Genomic DNA, 19,396 nt, shown 5'->3' with positions numbered 1-19,396 from the left:
GCGGCGACCGGTCAGGCGCCCCCACGTGGCCGGGCGAAAAGGTCGATGTCGTTGCCCTTGAGCTCGGTACTCGCGAAGCGGCGATAGCCTTGTGCCATGGCCAGTTTCACCGACGCCGCATTGGCGGGGTCGATGATGCAGGTGGTGCGCGCGGCGTCGAGCGATGCGTCGGCCCAGGCGAGGATCGCTGCCAGCGCCTCACCGGCATATCCATGACCCTGTGCCGAGGCGGCGAGCGCCCAGCCTGCTTCCGGATCGTCGTCCAGCGCAGGGATATCGGCGCGGCGCTGATAGGCGATGCCCGCCTCGCCAACGAAATATCCCGTGTCGGCTTCGCGCACGATCCAGTATCCGTAGCCGAACAATGACCAGTGGCCGATATATCGCAGCAGCCGTGCCCAGACATCCTGCCGATTGCCCGGCGGGCCGATGAAGCGCAGCACCTGGGCATCGCTCCACAGCGCGAACATGTCGGCAAAGTCCGCTTCGATCGGGCGCCGCAGAATCAGGCGCGGCGTCCCCAGGATCGCGGCGTCGCTCATGGCGCCGGCTTCAGGCGGATGATCCGCTCCGCCGCCCGGTCGACCGCCGCGCGGGTATAGGACAGGGGCGCATAATGGCCGGCCGCCCAACCGGGAAACAGGTCACGATAATGCGGATCGCCGGGATCGCCCGATTGTCCCGGCATGTTGAGAAACACCGACTTGTCCCAGTCGCCGACATCGATCGCCAATCGTACCGACGGGCCGTGCACCACGGCGAAGTTGCCGCCACGATAAGCGGCCACGGCAGGGGTCGAGCCCGAACCGCCGATGCCGAGTGGGCCGACCGTCATTGCCTGCCGCTGCGCCGGATCGGCGAGCGGCGCGATCGCCGGCGAGACCTGGATCGTGTGGAGCCGGCCCCATTGCCATGTCGCCATGTCGGGGCCGAGCCGCTCTCGCAGGTCGGCGAGCGTCGCATCGAGGCTTTCGAGCAGGATCGCGTCGACGCTGCCGACCGGATCCTTGCCGAGCAGCGGGTCGCGCGTTTCGAGGATGCGCAGCGCCGCATCGGGCGAGCCGAGATCGATCACCGCCTGCGCCGCCGGGGTCGTGCTGTGCGCGGCAAGCACGCGGCCGAGATGTTGCGTCGCCCAGGTCTCGTAGATCGTCGCCGCTATGCTTTCGGCGGACAGGTCGCCGTCCCAGGCGGCGAGCCGGGTCAGCGCGCGGCGTGTGTCGGGGTCAGCGGGCTGCAGTCGTTTGCTCAGCGCGATCAGCCGCGGCGCGAGCTCGCTGTGCGTGTCCATCTGCAACGCGACCGCATCGTCGATCGAGAAGTGCGGTTTGCTCGCGATCACCTTGGAGATGCGATCCATCCGGCTGCGTTCGCCCCATTCGAAACTTGGTGGCGTGGCCGCATAACCCGGCGGCAGGTTCATTTCGTTCGCGCTGGCGAACCAGCCCTGCGTCGGATCCTTGACCTGCGGCAGCGTCGCCGCCTTCTGAAAACCGCGCCATTCATAGCGTCCGTCGCCGGGCACCGGCAGCAGCCCGTCCCAGTTGCGCCGTATCGGGGCCAGCCCGGCGGCGACCCAGCCGATCGATCCCGTGGTGTCCGCCCAGATCAGGTTGAGCGGCGGCGTGCCCCAATGATCGGCGGCTTTGCGGAAATCGCTCCAGCTCTTCGCAGAGGCCAGCCAGGATGCGGCGGCATAACCCGATGCACCGGGCTCGGACCAGGCAGTGCGCAGCGCGAAGGCGCGGCCGTTTGCCGGATCGCTGAACAGCAGCGGTCCGTGTCGGGTGAAGCGCAGTTCGACATTGACCGGCGCGCCGCCCTTAACCGGGATGCTTTCGCGCACGATCGTCATTTTCTCCCACCCGTCGCGGTAACGATAGGAATCGGGATCTCCCGGCTTCAGCGCATAGACGTAGAGATCCTCCTGATCGGTGCCGAAGATGGTCAGGCCGAACGCGCCATGCCCGTTATGGCCAAGCGCCACGCCGGGCGTGGCCGGCTCGCCCGCGCCGATCAGCGAAAGGCCGGGCGCTTCGAGATGCACGACATAACGCAGGCTCGGCACGAGCAGGCTGCGATGCGGATCATTGGCAAGGATCGGCCGGCCGGTCGCGGTGTGCGAAGGGGCGATGACCCAGTTGTTCGACCCGTCGAGGCGGGCCGTTTCGGCCGCCTGGTCGAGCGGTGCCGGCGCCGGAGCGGCGCCCGGCGTGAAAGCGACTTCGCCGGTGGCGAGCAGATAATCGGCCATCACTTCGGGCGTGACGACGCATGGGTCGAGCCCTTTGGGCATTTCGGGCGTGTGATCGGGATAGAGACGCACGCGCAGGCGATCGGCGGCCAGGCCACCGGTGCAGGCGACGCGCGCGCGCAGCACTTCCTGCTTGGCATTGGAGACGAGCGTGTTGCTGCGGATGCGGACGATCTCGTCGCCCCGCCAATGATCGGGACGGCTGCGTGACAGCGTGAATTCGACTGGCAACGGTTTCCCGCCGGCCGCGATCTCATCGACATAGGCATTAATCCCCTCGGCGAACGCCGTGTAACGCGCTTCGCTGCCCGGCGCGTAGCGGGCCCATTCGGCCTTCATGTCGCCGCGATAGAGGAACAGTCGCGCGGCCCGGTCCTGTTTGACATAGTCCGGGCTGAGGCTGGCCGAAAGCAGGCCGAGGCCACGCTTGCGCCACAGGTCGATCTGCCACAGCCGGTCGCGCGCGGCGTTATAGCCTTGCAGGAAATAGGTGTCGCGCTCGCTCGCCGCATAGATATGCGCGAGGCCCCAGCGATCGACGATGATCTCCGCCGGCGCGGTCAGGCCGCGCACGTTCCAGCCATCCTGCCGGACCTCGGCAGCGGCGATGGTCGGAAGCAGGGCCGCTGCCAGGCCAGCGAAGAGCGCACGCTTCATGCTTCAGGTCTTCCTTTCGACACACCGGTCGATGATCGGGCGTAGCAGGATTGTCGAGTCCAGTGGCCGCCGGGTCGATCCTCGGGACGCTCATAACTGCTCAAAAAAGGCGCCGAGCGCTGCGGCGGTGTCCGCCGGATACTCTTCCGGAAAGAAATGACCGCCCGCAACGGCATGGCCGCGAACATCGTCGCACCATTGCCGCCAAAGCGCCAAGGGGCCACCAGCGTCTTCGTACCAGCTCGACAGCGCGCCCTGGCAGCTCCACAGCGCGAGCAAAGGGCACGCGATGCGCCGCGCCGCTGCCATGTCCTGCGCGTCATGGTCGCGATCGACACCTGCCGCGGCGCGATACTCCTCGCAAATCGCATGAAGATGATCCGGTTCGCGCAAGGCATCGACATAGGCCGTCCTGACCGTATCGGAAAAGGCTTTGCCGTCGGAGCCCCATTGCGCCAGCGCACTGTCGATCACCGCTTCGGGCGCGCCGCCGATCAATCGTTCGGGCAGCGGCGCAGGCTGGGCGAGCAAGGTCCAGGGCCAGAAACCCAGCGCAAGCCGTGCATCGGCCCGATCCCAGGCGGTAGCGGTCGGCACGATGTCGAGCACGGCCAGCTTCGCGACCATATCGGGGTGATCGAGCGCCATGCGGTAGGCGACGCGCCCGCCGCGATCATGGCCGGCGACCATGAAGCGGTCGAAGCCGATCCGCGCCATCATTTCGACCATGTCGGCGGCCATGGCTCGTTTCGAATAAGGGAGATGGTCGGGCGACGAGGCGGGACAGCCGCTGCGGCCATAACCGCGCAAATCGGCACATACGATGGTGAAGCGGTCGATCAACCGCGGTGCGACATCGCGCCACATGATGTGGGTTTCGGGAAAGCCGTGCAGCAGCAGAAGCGGCGGGCCACGGCCTGCGGTTCTTGCGAAGATCGCCGTCCCTTCGACCTCGATCGTCCGTTCGTCGAAACCATCCAGCATGGCGCTGCCTCACGGTTGCTGCTTTTCCGAAACGTACGGGATGAAGAACGGATGCGTGATCCGATTGCAGTCGCGACCCTTGTCAGTGCGGCTCAAGCGCGGCGAGCGCGTTGCGGGCATCGGCCTTGTCCGGCTCGATTTCCAGCGCGCGCCGATAGAAGCTGGCCGCCTGTTGCGAGTCTTGCGTCACGCCCGAACCCGCCTGATACGCCCGGCCGAGATTGAGGCACCCGTCCGCATCATCGAGGTCGCAGCCCTTGCGAAACAACTCGGCGGCGCGAACGACGTCCTTGGCGATGCCGCGGCCATCCCGAGCGAGCGACCCGAGATTGCCGCACGCCGCGCCGTCATCCCGATCGCAAGCGCCCGTATAGAGCGAGGCGGCGCGGTGCGGGTCCTTCTTCACGCCCAGACCCTGATCATAGACGACGCCGAGATTATAACAGCCGCCTGCATCGTCATGGTCGCACGATTTTTTGAACAGGTGCCGGGCGCGGCGCGCATTGGCCTTGACCCCGACGCCCAGCGAATAGGCCGCGCCCAGGCTGGAGCAGCTCGCGGCATTGCCGTGTTTGCAGGCGGCGGAGAAATAACCGAACGCGCGATCGACGTCCTTCTTCACGCCATCGCCATTGACCAGCGACAGGCCGAAATTGCCGCAATCGGCGGGGCTCCCTTTCTCGCAGGCTTGAGCGAAATAGGCGGACGCGCGCTCGGCGCTTCGCGGCACGCCATTGCCCTTATGATAGGCGAGACCGAGCAGGGTGCAGCTATCCGCATCGCCGCCAATGCAGGCCTTGTCGAACAGCGTCGCGGCGCGCGCTTCGTCTTTCGCGACACCCTCGCCATCGGCGAAACGCTTTGCGAGAGTCGCACAGTCGGAGATTCCGTCGTTACCGCACGCCTCTTCCAGCACCCTGACTTCGCTGCTGCCGCTATCGGGCTCGCCCGGATTCGTCGGAGCGGTGCCTGAGGCGATGGAAGGCACCGTGACTTCCGGCATTGTTTGGCCGGACCCGCGCTCGGCCGCCGTCTCCTGCGGAGCAAATGCGCTGACTGGCGCCGTGCCGATCAGCACCATTGGCGCTGCAAGGGCGATGATCCATCGTCGCGCCATCATCGATCCAGCCTCTTCAACTCATATTTGCCAACAAGCCCTGCCTTGAACGTGGAAAAAGCCGATGTCCCGGAAAAATGCGAGCAGGAAGGAAGGGACAAGGCGCGTGGAGTGCCGGAAACACCCCACGCGCCCGTTGGCAGCACCCGAGAAGAGTCAGCCCCTGATGAAGCTCAGCAGGTCCGCGTTGATCGGCTCGGCATGGGTGGTCGGCATGCCGTGCGGATAGCCGGGATAGGATTTCAGCACTGCGCCGGGCACCAGGGTCGCGGACATCGCGGCTGAATCGGCGAACGGCACGACCTGGTCGTCCTCGCCGTGCAGGATCAATGTCGGCACTGCGATTTTCTTCAGATCCTCGGTAAAGTCGGTTTCGGAGAAAGCGGCGATGCCGTCATAATGCGCCTTGATGCCGCCCATCATGCCCTGCCGCCACCAGTTTTGCCGCACGCCTTGCTTCACGTCTGCACCGTCGCGGTTGTAACCGTAAAAGGGCAGGGTGAAGTCGAGATAGAATTGCGGACGGTTGGTCGCGGTCTGCAGGCGGACGCCATCAAATACCTCGATCGGCGTGCCGCCGGGATTGGCGGCGGTCCTGACCATCAGCGGCGCCACCGCGCTGATCAGCACCGCCTTGGCCACTCGGCCGGGCTTGGCCTGCGCGACATAGCGCGCGACTTCGCCGCCGCCGGTCGAATGGCCGATATGGATCGCGTTCTTCAGGTCGAGCGCGTCGGTCAGTTCGACGACGTCGGCGACATAGGTGTCCATGTCGTGCCCGGTCGAGCCCTGGCTCGACCGGCCATGCCCGCGCCGGTCATGCGCGATCACGCGGTACCCCTGATCGAGGAAGAACATCACTTGCCCATCCCAGTCGTCGCCGCTGAGCGGCCAGCCATGGTGGAACATGATCGGCTGAGCGTCCCTGGGGCCGAGATCCTTGTAGAAGATTTCGGTGCCGTCCCTGGTGGTGATAATGGTCATGATTTGTCTCCTGGTGGTGGATTGACGGGGGCTGGAACAGTTTGAGGATCAGGCGGCGTCGACAAGGACGATCTCGGCGTCGTCGATCGCGGTGACGCGCAGCGCGGTTTCATCGGCGATGGCGGCGCCGTCGCCCGTTTCGATCCGCACGCCGTTGATTTCGACCGAGCCCTTGGCCGGAACGAGATAGACGTGACGACCTGCGCCGAGCGCATATTCCGCCGTCTCGCCGGCTTTCAGCGAGGCGCCGACGATGCGCGCATCGGTGCGGATCGGCAGGGCATCCGCATCGTCGGCGAAACCGCTGGCCAGGGTCACGAACCGGCCGGAACGCTCACCCTTGGGGAAAGGCTTGGCGCCCCAGGACGGTGTTTCGCCGCGTGTCTTGGGTTCGATCCAGATCTGGAAGATCTTCGTGGTTTCGGTTTCCCGATTATATTCGGAATGGCGCACGCCCGATCCGGCGCTCATCACCTGCACGTCGCCCGCTTCGGTGCGGCCGCTATTGCCCAGGCTGTCCTGGTGCGTGATCGCACCTTCGCGGACATAGGTGATGATTTCCATGTCGGCATGGGCGTGCGGCGGGAAGCCGGTGCCGGCCTCGATCGTATCGTCGTTCCATACCCGGATCGGGCCCCAGCCCATCCGCGACGGATCATAATAGCTGGCGAACGAGAAATGATGCTTGGCATCTAGCCATCCATGGTTGGCGCCACCGAGTTGAGCAAAGGGCCGACGTTCGATCATCTTGTGTCTCCGATTTTGAAGCGAGAATGCTTCGTTGGAACCAAGATGCGGACAAATCGGACTTGACGAAATAGAAAGGATGGCATCACATCATTGCCGAAAATGACACGTCGCCTCCCCGATCTCGAAGCCTGGGCGATCTTCGCCAAGGTCGCCGAACGCGGCTCCTTCGCCGGAGCGGCGCAGGAGCTCGGCCTGTCCAACCCGACCGTGTCCAAGGCGATCGCCCGGCTTGAGGCGCGGCTGGGCATCGCACTGTTGTCGCGGACCTCGCGGCGACTGTCGCTGACCGAGGGCGGGCGCGCATCGCTCGAACGCGCGACGCGGATCCTGAGCGAAGGCGAGGCGATCGAGGACGAGGCGGCGGAGCAGTCGACGATCCCGCGCGGGCTGGTGCGGATCAGTGCGCCGCTGTCGTTCGGCATCGCTTATGTCGGCGCGACCTTGCCGGCCTTTCTCGACGCCTATCCGGAGATCACGCTCGATTTCGCGCTGAGCGATCGGCGCGTCGATCTCATCGCCGAACGCTTCGACCTGGCGTTGCGCATTGCCCGGCTGGAGGATTCATCATTGCTGGCGCGACGTCTGTGCACGGTGCGCATCCTGCTGGTGGCGTCGCCCGCCTATCTCGACGCGCGCGGCCGGCCGACGCATCCCGCCCAGCTCATGGATCATGCCGCGCTCGCCTATACCGGCGGCGGTCCGCGCGGCGTGTGGCGGTTTTCGCATCCGTTGTTCGGCGAGGAGCTGGTCGAACCCCCGGTGCGGATCTGGACCGACAATGCCGATATGCTCAATCCGGCGCTGCTTGCCGGACAGGGCCTTGCCCTGCAGCCGGAGTTCCTGGTCTGGCGCGAGTTGCGCGAGGGCCGCCTCGAAATCGCCATGCCCGAATGGACCGTGCCGCCGCTTGGCCTTCATCTGCTCACGCCGCCATCGTCGCTGCGGCCACTGCGCGTCCAGGTGTTGATCGATCATCTCGCCAAGGCGCTGGCGACGCCGCCATGGGACGAACCGGCCTGATCATTTCCACCAGCGTTCGTGTCCCAGCGCTACCCAGCCAGCGCCACCTCGCGCGTCACGCCGATCGCATCGAGAAAGGCGCGATCATGGCTCACCACCAGCAAGGCGCCGTCAAATTCGGCGAGCGCCGCCTCCAGCACTTCGATCGAGCCGATGTCGAGGTGATTGGTCGGCTCGTCGAGCAGCAGCAGCCAGGGTGGCCGCTCGCCCGCCAACACACAGGCGAGACCCGCGCGGAGCCGCTCGCCACCGGACAGCGTGCCGACCGGCTGCAGCGCGTCGCGATTGCGAAAGGCGAAGCGCGCGCACGCCGCATGCGCGGCCTGAAGGTCGAGCGTCGGGTTGAGCGCGCGGAAATTGTCGAGGATGCTCCGGTCATGATCAAGCAACGCGACATGCTGGTCGAGCATGGCGAGCCGACCCTCGGCGCGGCGCACGCTGCCGCTGGTCGGCAGCGTCAGCCCCAGCGCGGCGCGCATCAGGCTGGTCTTGCCGGCACCATTGGGCCCGGTGACCGCGATCCGCTCCGCGCCGCGCAGCTCGAGCGTCCAGGGGCCGAGCCGGCGCTCGCCGACGGCGACGGTCACCGCATCCATCGCCAGCACTTCGCGATTGGCGGGCAAGCCGGTCGGCGGAAGATCGATGGTCAGCGGCGTCACGATCTCGACCTGCGAGCGCGCCTCGTCGAGCCGCGCGGCGGCATCGCCAAGCAGCCGGCCGGCAAGTTGATGGTCGCGCGCGCCGCTATTCTCGGCGCGTTCGGCGCGCGCGCTGAGCAGGATCTTCGGTTCCGATCCTCTTGCCGCGAACGCGCGACCGGCCTTGTCGCGCCGCGCCTTCTTTTCGCGTTGGCGTTGCGCGGCATGTTCGGCATTGCGTAGCGCATCGTCGGCGCGTTCGAGCCCGGCTTCGGCGCGCGTCCGCGCCGCGTCTCGCGCTGCGACGAAGGCGGACCAACCTCCGCCGAACACATGAACGCCGATCGGCGTGAGTTCGACGATGCGGTCCATTTGCTCGAGCAGCGCGCGATCGTGACTGGCGACCAGCACGCCGCCGCGCCACCCGGCGATCAGCGCATCGATCGCTGCGCGCCCGTCGTTATCGAGATTGTTGGTCGGCTCGTCGAGCAGCAGCAGGTCGGGCGCTTCGATCAGCAATCGCGCGATCGCGACGCGGGTGCGCTCGCCGCCGCTCAGCGTCGCCATGCGGCGGTCGAGCGCCAGCGCGGGCAGACCGACCTCGGCCAGCGCCGCATCGACCCGGGCTTCCAGAGACCAGTCCGCCTCTGCCAGATCGTCCTCGCTGCCTTCGCCCGCGACGATCCGGGCGAGCCGGGCGAGCGGCACAGTCACGCCGAGCACGTCCGACACCGCGAGGTCGTCGGCCCAATGCTGGACGAGCATGCCGATGCTGCCATTATGCGTGACGCTGCCCGCGACCGGCGCGATCTCACCGGCGGCGATACGCATCAGGGTCGATTTGCCCGAGCCGTTACGCCCGACCAGACCGATGCGCTCGGTGCCGACGCTCAGCGTCAGCGTGTCGAACAGTAGCCGCCGGTCAGGCGTGGCGGCGGAGATGGAATCCAGTGTGAGAAAGGCAGGCATGAGTCACCGTGATGCAAGAGGAAAGGCGTTTCGCAATGCGTAGCCGATCGTTCACGGGAACCTCCTTCAATGGGCGACTGGGGCGTTATGTGATGTCCATTCGCAGCAATGACAAGTCCCGATGACAAGTCCGGGACCCTGCCGCTTGCCCGCGTTTTCCTGTCGCCACAACGCGCCGGGTAAGCGATAGACGAGCCATGTGTGTCCTGGCCTTTGCATGGCGAGCCCATCCCCGCTGGCGGCTGATCGTGGCCGGCAATCGCGATGAATTGCATGCCCGGCCGGCCGCGCCGCTGGCGCGCTGGGAACGGCCCGATCATCTCATCGCCGGGCGAGACCTGCAATCGGGCGGGACCTGGCTTGGTGTGTCCGAACGGGGACGCATGGCGGTGATCACCAATTTGCGCGGTTATGGCGGCCCGGCCCCCGACCGGGCGTCGCGCGGCGCATTGGTCACCGATCTACTGGCGGGCGAGGGGCGTTATGCCGACCCGCTCCAGGCCGAATTGTCCGACTTCAACCCGTTCAACCTGATCATGGTCGACCGCGATCAGGCGCATTTCCTGTCGAACCGGCCGGAGCCGATCCGTTCCAGCCTCGCCTCGGGCATTTATGGCCTGTCGAACGGAACGCTCGACGAACCCTGGCCCAAGACGATGCAATTGAAAGCCATGCTGCTCGACTGGATCGTCGGCGATGCGACGCACCCCGAAACGCTGCTCGATCGGCTGAGCGACGATGTGCTGCCCGATGTCGGCCTGCGTCCCGCCGACCCGTCCGACGTGCCACAGGAAGCCCGGCTTTCGCCGATCTTCATCCGCAATCCGGTTTATGGCACGCGGTGCGGCACCGTGGTGGCGATCGACGACCAGGGGCAGGGCTTGATCGTCGAGCGGCGCTACACGGCAGAGGGCGAGGCGGCTGGCGAGACGGCATTGTCCTTTTGCTGGCCGGGCTGACTTGCTCTAACAGGGCCGCGAATTCGGGCGGAAGTCCGAACAGGGGATGGGCCGCAATCACATGCCGCGATCGACAGCCAGCGTCATGACGCGAGCGCCTACCGAAGGTGCACCGGCCGCGATCGATACGACCGTCGATACGCGCCGATCGCGGGGGCCGTGGTTATCGCCGCGGGGGCGGTCGATCCTCTGGCTGACCGCGGCGTTCTGGATTTTCACCTTCAGCATGCTGTCGATCAGGGCGGCAGCGATGAGCGACCTGCCGTTCGACGTCCTTGGCCCACGCCGGCTGCTGACCGCCGCGTTCGGTGCCATGCTCTGTTTCGGGATGGTGCGCCTGCTCGACGGGCTGCGCATGCGATCCTTTGAGCAATTTGTGATCTGGGGAACGGTCGGCGCACTGACGATGGCGGTCGCACTGACGGCGTTCAGCACCTTGCTCAACCGGGTGATCGTGCCGATTCCGGAGATGGCGCCGTTCCAGCTTGGGGAACGTATACAATGGGTGCTGATCTGGCTCGGATACTGCCTGGCATGGACCGGGACCTATCTCGCGCTGACCTATCATTGGGAGGTGCAGGACCAGCAGGCGCGCATCTCGGAAATGGCCAAGCTGGCGCAGGAGGCGCAGATCGCAACGCTGCGCTATCAGGTCAATCCGCACTTCCTGTTCAACACGCTGAATTCGATATCGTCGCTGGTGCTCGAACACCGCAATGCCGATGCCGAACTGATGCTGCTCAACCTGTCGGCGTTCGTACGCAGTACGTTCATCCAGGACCCGCAAACGATGATCCCGCTGCGCGAGGAGATCGGCTTGCAGCGGCTCTATCTGCAGATCGAGGAGGTGCGTTTTTCGGAACGGCTGAAGGTCGTCATCGATATTCCGGACGCCTTGCTCGACATGCGCTTGCCGGCGTTGATCCTCCAGCCGCTGGTCGAGAACGCCCTGCGGCATGGCGTCGAACGCTCCGAGGAACTGACCATCGTCGCGATTCATGCCATGCTATGCGGCAACGAATTGCGCATCACCGTCGAGGACGACAGCGCCGGTGCCGCACCGAACAGCGCGGGAAGCGGGCTGGGGTTGCGTAATGTCGGCGACCGGTTGCGCGCTCATTTCGGCGATCGTGCGACGCTGACCGCGATGCCGCGCGAGCAGGGGGGCTTTCGGTCGGAAATCCGCCTGCCGCTGGAGAAGCTCGGATGAAGCGGTTGCGCGCGATCCTGGTCGATGACGAGCAGCTGGCGTTGACCAGGCTCCGGCATACGCTTGACGAGGTCGGCGGCGTGGAAGTCGTCGCCGCGACGACCAGGGCGCGTGAAGCGCTCGCGATGATCGGCGATGTACGGCCCGACCTGGTCTTTCTCGACATCGCGATGCCCGGACTGACCGGTTTCGACATCGTCGAACGACTGGCCGGCGATACGATGCCGGCGGTGATCTTCGTCACCGCGTTCGATTCCCATGCGGTCCGGGCGTTCGGTGTCGATGCGGTCGATTACCTGTTGAAGCCGGTCGCGCCGGATCGTCTCGCCATGGCGATCGGCCGCGCCAGAACCTGGCTGAGCGGTCGTGCGATCCATGCCGGTCCTGGGCCGGACCCGGCGCCGGACAGCCAGGCGCCGATCGAGAGCCTGTGGACGCATCGCCACCGCGAAGTGTTGCGCGTCAGGATCGACGATATCGAATGGGTCGAGGCGCATGGCGATTATGTCCGGCTTCACACCAATGACGGGCGCGGCGGGCTGGTGCGCATGACTTTGTCGGCGCTGGAGGTTCAGCTCGACGATGCGCTGTTCATTCGCGTCCATCGTTCCGCCATCTGCCGCAGGACGGCGATCGCCGGACTGCGCCGCAAGACCACCGGCGCACTCGCCGCCGCCATGGCGAGCGGCGTGGAAGCGCCGGTCGGCCGCAAATTCAGTGGCGGACTGCGCCAGCTGATCAAGCGCGTCGATACCCCCACGGCAAGCGAGACGGGTTTTCCTTAGGCTGCTCTCAGGTCCGATGTACCATCCCGTGACTCCAGGGTGCGAGCTCGCATTATCAAATAGTAAGCCCGCTTGGACGGTCAGGAAGCAGGGACCGGCAGCACTGCGGTGGCTTCGATCTCCATCTTCGCCGCCGCTTCCATCAGGGAGGTGACCGTGACCACCGCCATCGCCGGATAGTTGCGCCCCATATGGTCGCGCCAGATCGCGCCGATCTCCGCTTGCGCGGCGAGATAGGCGTCGCGGTCGGTGATGTACCAGGTGAGCCGGACGATATGTTCGGGACCGGCGCCGCCCGTGGCGAGGATCGCGAGGATGTTCTTCATCACCTGGCGGAACTGGCCGGGCAGGTCGTCGGCGACGATGCGCTCCTGTTCGTCCCAGCCGATCACGCCGCCGGTGAAGATCATCCGCCCTTCGGCGAGGATGCCGTTGGCATAGCCTTTGGGCCGGGGCCAGCCATCGGGCAACAGGGTCTGGTGGAGCGTCATCCTAATTGCCCTCGAACACCGGCACGGTCTTGGCGGCGAACGCCTCGTACGCGCGGGCGAAGTCGGCGGTCTGCATGCAGATCGCCTGCGCCTGCGCTTCCATCTCGATCGCTACGTCGAGGCTGACCGCCCATTCCGCGTTGAGCTGAGTCTTGGTCATGCCATGCGCGAAATTGGGGCCGTCGGCGAGGCTGCGCGCCAGCGCGGTCGCTTCGGCGAGCAGCGCAGCGGGATCGACCAGCCGGTTGTGGAAGCCCCAGCGCTCGCCCTCTTCCGCACTCATCGTCCGGCCGGTGAACAGCAGTTCGGACGCGCGGCCCTGGCCGATCAGCCGCGGCAGGATGGCGCACGCGCCCATGTCGCAGCCGGCGAGCCCGACGCGCGTGAACAGGAATGCGGTCTTTGCGCGCGGCGTCGCGATCCGGATGTCGGAAGCCATCGCCATAATCGCACCCGCGCCCGCGCAGATGCCGTCGATCGCGGCGATCACCGGCTGCGGACAGGCGCGCATCGCCTTGACCAAATCGCCGGTCATGCGCGTGAAGCGCAGCAGCGCGGGCATGTCCATCTTCGTCAGCGGTCCGATGATCTCATGCACATCGCCGCCCGAACAGAAATTGCTCCCTGCGCCGGTGACGATCACCGCCTTCACCTCCGGCGCATCGACCAGGTCGCGGAACAGGTCGCGCAGTTCGGCATAGGAGTCGAAGGTCAGCGGATTCTTGCGCTCGGGCCGCGACAAGATGATCGTCGCGACGCCCCGATCGTAATGCCAGGCGAAATGCTGTGGCGCATAGGTGTCTGGAGTCATGCGGCTTCCCCTCCCGCGACGATGATCGATTGTCCGGTGATCGATCCGCTGTCCGGATGACACAGCCAGGCGACGGTGTTGGCGACTTCGGCCGGTTCGATCAGTCGGCCTTGCGGATTGAAACGGGCCAGTTCGGCACGTGCATCCTCGGCGCTGCGCCTGGTCTTGGCGACGATCCCCGCGACCGCTCCGGCGACCAGATCGGTATCGGTGAAGCCGGGGCATACCGCGTTGACCGTGATCGCGCTCGTCGCCAGTTCCGCCGCGAGCGCGCGGGTGAAGCCGATCGCGCCATGCTTCGCCGCGCAATAGGCGCAGGTATAGGCATAGCCCTTGACCCCCGCCGTGCTGGCGATGGTGACGATGCGGGCCATCGGCGCGGCCTTGAGGTCGGTCAGCGCCGCATGGGTGCAGATATATAGCGAATCGAGATTGATCGCGGTCATCGCGCGCCAGTCGGCGAGCGAGGTGCGGGCGAAGGGCGCGCTCGACGCCGCGCCGGCATTGTTGATCAGCATCGCGATCGGGCCATGGGCTGCGCGGGCGCGCTCGAACGCCTTGGCCACCGCCTCGGGATCGGTCACGTCGGCGGGTGCGACCATCGCGCCGAGCGGGGCGGCGACCGCGCGCAATGGCTCGATCCGCCGTCCGACCAGCGTCAGCAGCGCGCCCTCCGCGGCAAGGCGCCGCGCGATCGCCGCGCCGATCCCGGTGCCGCCGCCCGTTACCACCGCGTGAATCCCGGTGAGCGATGTCATGTCTTCAGCCCTTCCATCTCGGCCGCGCGCTTCAAATTGCGGGTCAGCTGCATCTGGCCCGGAAGATAAGGCGGCGGTACCGACACGCCACGATAGTCGAACGCGGCGGCGGCTTGGAGCGTCCAATAGGGGTCGGCGAGATGCGGCCGGGCGAGCGCGACCAAGTCGGCGCGGCCCGCGGTGAGGATCGCGTTGACATGGTCGGGTTCGAAGATGTTGCCGACCGCCATCGTCGCCAGCTTCGCCTCGTTGCGGATCTTGTCGGCAAAGGGCGTCTGGAACATGCGGCCATAGACCGGGCTCGCCTCGGCCCAGGTCTGGCCTGCCGACACGTCGATCAGATCGGCGCCGGCTTGCGCAAAGGCGCGTGCGATCTCGACCGCGTCGTCGGGGGTGATGCCCGCCTCCGCCATCCAGTCGGTCGCCGAGATGCGCACCGACATCGGTCGTTCGGCGGGCCAGACCTCGCGCATCGCCGCGAATATTTCGAGAGGATAGCGCAGCCGGTTGGCGAGGCTGCCGCCATAATCATCCGTGCGGCGGTTCTGCAGCGGTGTGATGAAGCCCGAGAGCAGATAGCCATGCGCGGCATGCAGCTCGATCATGTCGAACCCCGCGTTGACCGCCATGCGTGTCGCCGTGACGAACTGGTCGCGCACCGCGTCCATATCGTCGCGCGTCATCGCGCGGGGCTGCGCATTGCCCGGCGTCCAGGCGATATCGGCGGCGGCGATCAGCGGCCAATTATCCTGTTCGAGCGGCTGGTCCATCCCCTCCCAACCAAGCCGGGTCGATCCCTTCGATCCCGAATGGCCAAGCTGCAGGCAGATCCGCGCCGTGCTGTTGGCATGGACGAAATCGGTGATCCGTCGCCAGCCCGCGACGTGCTCTGGCGCATACATGCCGGTGCAGCCGGGGGTGATCCGTCCCTCGGGCGAGACGCAGGTCATCTCGGTGAAGACCAGTCCCGCGCCGCCTTGCGCGCGTGCGCCGTAATGGACGAGATGGAAGTCGGTCGGCGTGGCATCCGGTCCGGCCGAATAGGTCGCCATGGGCGATACGACGATACGGTTGGCGAGGCTCATCTCGCGCAGACGGAAGGGCGCGAACATCGGCGGCACTGCCTCGGTCGTCGGGGCGCCGGCCTCGGCGTGGAACCAGTGTTCGACGCCTTCGAGCCAGTCGCGGTCGCGTAGCCGCAGATTCTCATGGCTGACGCGCTGCGAGCGGGTGAGCAGCGAATAGGCGAACTGGATCGGGGCGAAATCGAGATAGCGTTCCAGCGTCTCGAACCATTCGGTCGAGTTGCGCGCGCTGTTCTGCAGCTTGAGCACCTCGACCGAGCGCTCGGCATGATATTCGTCGAGCGCCGCATCGCGCGACAGGCCGGGGCGGTTGAGCACTTCCGCCAGCTTGATCGCATCCTCGAGCGCGAGCTTGGTGCCCGAACCGATCGAGAAATGCGCGGTATGCGCGGCATCGCCGATCAGGATCAGATTGCGATAGGCCCAGCGCTCGCACAATATGCGGCGGAAGTTGAGCCACACCGCAGCACCACGCAGATGTGCCGCGTTCGACATCAGCGCATGACCGCCGAGATGGTCCGCGAAGATCGCTTCGAGCCGTGCCGTCGTCTCCGCCTGATCCATCCGGTCGAAGCCAAGCGCAGCCCAGGTATCGGGGGCGCATTCGACGATGAAGGTCGAGGTCTGGTCGTCGAAGCGGTACGCATGCGCCCAGATCCAACCCGCCTCGGTCCGTTCGAAGGCAAAGGTGAAGGCGTCGAAATCCTGGTGCGTGCCGAGCCACATGAACTTGTTGGGGCGGACATCAACATCGACGCCGAACTGCTCCTCGTAATGGTCGCGCATCCGGCTGTTCACGCCGTCCGCCGCGATCACCAGGTCATAGTCGGTCCAGGCGTCGAGATCGGTCGCGGCCTCATGGTCGAAGAACAGCCGCACGCCGAGCTCTCGTGCCCGGTCCTGCAGGATGGTCAGCAGCCGCTTGCGCCCGATGCCGATGAAACCATGCCCGCCGGAGCGGATCGTCTCGCCATTGATATGGACCGCGATATCGTCCCAATGCGCGAAGGCGTCGCTGATCAGCGCGGCGCTGGCCGGGTCATTGGCGGTCAGATTGGCGAGCGTCTGGTCGGAAAAGACCACGCCCCAGCCGAACGTGTCGCCGGCGCGGTTGCGTTCGAACAGGTCGATCTCGCAAGCCGGGTCGCGCAGTTTCATCGAGATCGCGAAATACAGGCCGGCGGGGCCGCCGCCGAGACAGGCGATCTTCATGCCCCCACCTTGTCGAGCGCCCACTCTCTCAGTCTGAAACGCTCGATCTTTCCGGTCGCGGTCTTGGGCAGGGCATCGACCAGCAGGATGCGGCGGGGATATTTGTACGGCGCGAGCAATGCTTTGGCGTGCGCCTTGAGCGCGTCGCAATCGCACGCGGCGCCGGGCGCGGCGACGACGAACGCGACCGGTTTGGTCAGCCCGTCCGCGTCGGGCGCGCCGACTACCGCGACTTCGCCGACCGCGTCGTGTGAGGCAAGCGCCGCTTCGATCTCGAACGGTGAGACGTAGATGCCGTTGACCTTGAGCATGTCGTCGCCGCGCCCATGATAGATGAAGCGCCCGACCTCATCGCGGTGGAACCGGTCGCCGGTCCTGACCCAGCCGTCAACGAACACCGTGCCGGCCTTGTCCGGCTTGTTCCAGTAACCGAGCGCGCGGGTCGGGCCGCGCACGAACAGCTCGCCGACTTCGCCCGCCGCCACGGCCGTGCCGTCTTCGGTGCGCAGCTCCAGCTCATAGCCGGCGACTGGGCGGCCGGTGGTGCCGGGTTCGATCTCCCCCGGCCGATTGGCGAGGAAGATGTGGAGCATCTCGGTCGATCCCATGCCGTCGACGATCGGCACGCCGAAGCGCGTCTGCCAGCGGCGGCACAGCTCGGCGGGCAGCGCCTCGCCGGCCGAGACGCATAGCCGCAGGTGCTCAAAGGCCTGGGCCATGACCTGTGGCGGGACGTCCGGCTGGGCGAGCAGCGCGGCGTAGAAGCCGGGCACGCTGTAGAGGATGGTCGGGCGGTGCGCCGCCATGTGCGTGAGCACTGCCGCCGGGGTCGGCCGCTCCGCGATCAGGATCGCGGTCGCGCCGTGCCACAGCGCGAACAGCACGGAATTGCCGAAGCCGTAACCGAAGAACATCTTCGATACCGAGAAGGTGATGTCCTCAGGCGAGAGTGCGAGCACTTCCTCGGCAAACAGGCCGGGCGCGGCGATCATCGCGGCGTGCGAATGCATCGTGCCCTTGGGCTGGCCGGTGGTGCCGGAGGAATATTGCCAGATGCACACATCGTCCGGCGCGGCCGGCGCGGGCAAGTCGATCGGCGTCACATCGGGCAGGTCGTCGATGATCATCGTTTCGGGTACCATCAACCCCTCAAAGCGCGGCAGCGCGGCCGGCGAAACGAGCAGCAGGCCCGCGCCGCTATCGTCGAGCAGATAGCGATAGTCGGCGGCGCTGAGCTGCGGATTGACCATCACCGGCACCACCCCGGCCCAGATCGCGCCAAGGCAGGCCACGACAAATTCGATGCTGTCCTCGGCGCAGAGCATCATGCGCGTGCCCGGTGCGACGCCGCGTGCGCGCAACACGCCGGCGAAGCTGTGGACGCGATGGGCCAGCTCGGCATGGCTGCACGCACCGCGATCATCGATCAGCGCGATGGCGTCGGGCCGGTCGCGGTTGCGTTCGAGCAGGGCGGCGGCGGCGTTGACGATCATGTCACCGCCGTACGGACATAAAAGGCGGGCTGGTCCCAGCTGCCGCTGCTGAGGATGTCACGCAGCGCCTCGACCGCGTGCCACACATCGGTATGGCTGGTGTAGAGCGGGGTGAAGCCGAAGCGCAGCGCATCGGGCGCGCGGAAGTCACCGATCACGCCGCGTGCGATCAGCGCCTGCATCACTGGCCAGGCATTGGCGTGGCGCAGCGACACATGGCTGCCGCGCGCGTCGGGGTCGCGCGGCGTCGCGACGGTCAGGCCAAGGCCGGCGCAACGCGTCTCGACCAGTTCGATAAAGGTCGAGCAAAGCGCCTGGCCCTTGGCGAACAGGGCCGGGCGATCGACCGCGAGGAACAGATCGACCCCTTCCTCCAGCGCGGCCATACCGAGGATCGGTGGTGTGCCGCACAGGAAGCGGGCGATGCCCGGACCGGGGGCATAATCGTCGGTGAAGTCGAACGGCGCGGCATGGCCCATCCAGCCCGACAGCGGTGAGCGCAGCGCGGCTTGATGCCGCTCCGCGACATAGAGAAAGGCCGGCGCGCCGGGGCCGCCATTGAGATATTTATAACCGCAGCCGACCGCGAGATCGGCATTGGCGGCGCTCAGATCGACCGGCACCGCGCCGACGCTATGGCTCAGGTCCCATAGCATCAGCGCGCCTTTCGCCTGCGCCGCGCGCGTGATCGCGTCCATGTCGAAGCGCGCGCCGCTCTGGTAATGGACATGAGTGAGCATGACGACCGCGACGCTTTCGTCGATCGCATCGATGATCCGGTCGCGCGGCACGGTGCGCAGTTCGCAATCCGGCAGCGTCGCGGCGACGCCTTGCGCGACATAGAGGTCGGTGGGAAAATTGCCCGGCTCGGACAGGATCACGCGCCGGCCCGGCTGCGCCCGCACCGCGGCGACGAGCAGCTTGTAGAGATTGACCGAGGTCGAGTCCGCGACCAGCACTTCATGCGGCGCGGCGCCGACGATCCTGGCGATCTTGCCGCCGAGCCGCGCCGGCGCGCCGATCCAGTCGGCGCTGTTCCAGCTGCGGATCAGGCCCTTGCCCCATTCGTCGCGTATCGTCGCGGCAACCCGCGCTGCGGTCGCATGAGGCAGCGCGCCGAGCGAATTGCCGTCGAGATAGATTTCGTCCGGCGGCAGGTCGAACGCGTCACGGCAGGCGCGCAAGGGATCGGCCGCGTCTCGCGCCTCCATCTCCGCCA

At 66.5% G+C, this 19,396-nt stretch carries 17 protein-coding genes; 4 read left to right on the top strand and 13 right to left on the bottom strand.

Features of this window, described 5'->3' with window-relative positions; translation table 11 throughout:
* Positions 1-11 precede the first annotated feature (11 nt).
* The 6 genes from G4G27_RS15900 to G4G27_RS15875 form a co-directional block, all read right to left on the bottom strand.
* Positions 12-542: a GNAT family N-acetyltransferase gene (locus tag G4G27_RS15900; RefSeq protein ID WP_183109555.1), complete on the bottom strand. Its 531-nt coding sequence runs from the start codon at positions 540-542 to the stop codon at positions 12-14.
* Positions 539-2,911: a penicillin acylase family protein gene (locus G4G27_RS15895; RefSeq protein WP_183109554.1), complete on the bottom strand. Its 2,373-nt coding sequence runs from the start codon at positions 2,909-2,911 to the stop codon at positions 539-541. The genes G4G27_RS15900 and G4G27_RS15895 overlap by 4 nt, the downstream gene beginning before the upstream one ends.
* A 90-nt stretch (positions 2,912-3,001) precedes the next feature.
* The gene (locus G4G27_RS15890; protein WP_183109553.1) at positions 3,002-3,895 is read right to left on the bottom strand and encodes an alpha/beta hydrolase; all 894 of its coding nucleotides are present in this window, start codon (positions 3,893-3,895) and stop codon (positions 3,002-3,004) included.
* 82 nt (positions 3,896-3,977) lie between these two features.
* Positions 3,978-5,015, bottom strand: a complete 1,038-nt coding sequence (locus tag G4G27_RS15885) for an SEL1-like repeat protein (protein WP_183109552.1) — start codon at positions 5,013-5,015, stop codon at positions 3,978-3,980.
* Between the two features lie 153 nt (positions 5,016-5,168).
* Positions 5,169-5,996, bottom strand: coding sequence for an alpha/beta hydrolase (locus tag G4G27_RS15880; protein ID WP_183109551.1), 828 nt, complete (start codon positions 5,994-5,996; stop codon positions 5,169-5,171).
* Between the two features lie 48 nt (positions 5,997-6,044).
* The gene (locus tag G4G27_RS15875) at positions 6,045-6,743 is read right to left on the bottom strand and encodes a pirin family protein (RefSeq protein WP_183109550.1); all 699 of its coding nucleotides are present in this window, start codon (positions 6,741-6,743) and stop codon (positions 6,045-6,047) included.
* Between the two features lie 102 nt (positions 6,744-6,845).
* Between G4G27_RS15875 and G4G27_RS15870 the strand changes: the two genes are divergently transcribed.
* Positions 6,846-7,766, top strand: coding sequence for a LysR family transcriptional regulator (locus G4G27_RS15870; RefSeq protein WP_183109549.1), 921 nt, complete (start codon positions 6,846-6,848; stop codon positions 7,764-7,766).
* Between the two features lie 29 nt (positions 7,767-7,795).
* Here G4G27_RS15870 and G4G27_RS15865 read toward each other — a convergent pair whose 3' ends face one another.
* The gene (locus tag G4G27_RS15865; RefSeq protein WP_183109548.1) at positions 7,796-9,373 is read right to left on the bottom strand and encodes an ABC-F family ATP-binding cassette domain-containing protein; all 1,578 of its coding nucleotides are present in this window, start codon (positions 9,371-9,373) and stop codon (positions 7,796-7,798) included.
* Positions 9,374-9,570: 197 nt separating this feature from the next.
* On the opposite strand from G4G27_RS15865, the gene G4G27_RS15860 reads away from it, so the two are divergent.
* The 3 genes from G4G27_RS15860 to G4G27_RS15850 all read left to right on the top strand — a co-directional run bounded on the left by G4G27_RS15860 (position 9,571) and on the right by G4G27_RS15850 (position 12,327).
* Positions 9,571-10,332 (top strand): NRDE family protein, encoded by a 762-nt coding sequence (locus tag G4G27_RS15860; protein WP_183109547.1) that lies wholly within the window; start codon positions 9,571-9,573, stop codon positions 10,330-10,332.
* An 85-nt stretch (positions 10,333-10,417) separates the two neighbouring features.
* The gene (locus G4G27_RS15855) at positions 10,418-11,542 is read left to right on the top strand and encodes a histidine kinase (RefSeq protein ID WP_183109546.1); all 1,125 of its coding nucleotides are present in this window, start codon (positions 10,418-10,420) and stop codon (positions 11,540-11,542) included.
* Positions 11,539-12,327 carry a LytTR family DNA-binding domain-containing protein gene (locus G4G27_RS15850; RefSeq protein WP_183109545.1) on the top strand — a complete coding sequence of 263 codons (789 nt, stop codon included), beginning with the start codon at positions 11,539-11,541 and terminating at the stop codon, positions 12,325-12,327. The genes G4G27_RS15855 and G4G27_RS15850 overlap by 4 nt, the downstream gene beginning before the upstream one ends.
* An 80-nt stretch (positions 12,328-12,407) precedes the next feature.
* Here the strand turns inward: G4G27_RS15850 and G4G27_RS15845 are convergent, their stop codons facing one another.
* The 6 genes from G4G27_RS15845 to kynU are packed head-to-tail and all read right to left on the bottom strand — an operon-like array spanning position 12,408 to position 19,388.
* Positions 12,408-12,818, bottom strand: coding sequence for a RidA family protein (locus G4G27_RS15845; protein ID WP_183109544.1), 411 nt, complete (start codon positions 12,816-12,818; stop codon positions 12,408-12,410).
* Between the two features lies 1 nt (position 12,819).
* The gene (locus tag G4G27_RS15840) at positions 12,820-13,629 is read right to left on the bottom strand and encodes an enoyl-CoA hydratase family protein (RefSeq protein WP_183109543.1); all 810 of its coding nucleotides are present in this window, start codon (positions 13,627-13,629) and stop codon (positions 12,820-12,822) included.
* The gene (locus G4G27_RS15835; RefSeq protein WP_183109542.1) at positions 13,626-14,387 is read right to left on the bottom strand and encodes an SDR family NAD(P)-dependent oxidoreductase; all 762 of its coding nucleotides are present in this window, start codon (positions 14,385-14,387) and stop codon (positions 13,626-13,628) included. The genes G4G27_RS15840 and G4G27_RS15835 overlap by 4 nt, the downstream gene beginning before the upstream one ends.
* A complete protein-coding gene (locus G4G27_RS15830; protein ID WP_183109541.1) occupies positions 14,384-16,684 on the bottom strand; it encodes a bifunctional salicylyl-CoA 5-hydroxylase/oxidoreductase in 2,301 nt (766 codons plus the stop codon). Before G4G27_RS15830 ends, G4G27_RS15835 begins: the two co-directional genes overlap by 4 nt.
* On the bottom strand, positions 16,681-18,177 hold the full coding sequence (locus tag G4G27_RS15825; protein ID WP_183109540.1) for a benzoate-CoA ligase family protein: 1,497 nt from the start codon (positions 18,175-18,177) through the stop codon (positions 16,681-16,683). The genes G4G27_RS15830 and G4G27_RS15825 overlap by 4 nt, the downstream gene beginning before the upstream one ends.
* Positions 18,174-19,388, bottom strand: a complete 1,215-nt coding sequence (gene kynU, locus G4G27_RS15820) for a kynureninase (protein WP_183113845.1) — start codon at positions 19,386-19,388, stop codon at positions 18,174-18,176. The genes G4G27_RS15825 and kynU overlap by 4 nt, the downstream gene beginning before the upstream one ends.
* Between the last annotated feature and the right edge of the window lie 8 nt (positions 19,389-19,396).

Origin of the sequence: Sphingomonas sp. So64.6b (assembly GCF_014171475.1) — a bacterium.
Taxonomy (GTDB): domain Bacteria; phylum Pseudomonadota; class Alphaproteobacteria; order Sphingomonadales; family Sphingomonadaceae; genus Sphingomonas; species Sphingomonas alpina_A.
This window is presented reverse-complemented; position numbering and strand designations above follow the sequence as displayed.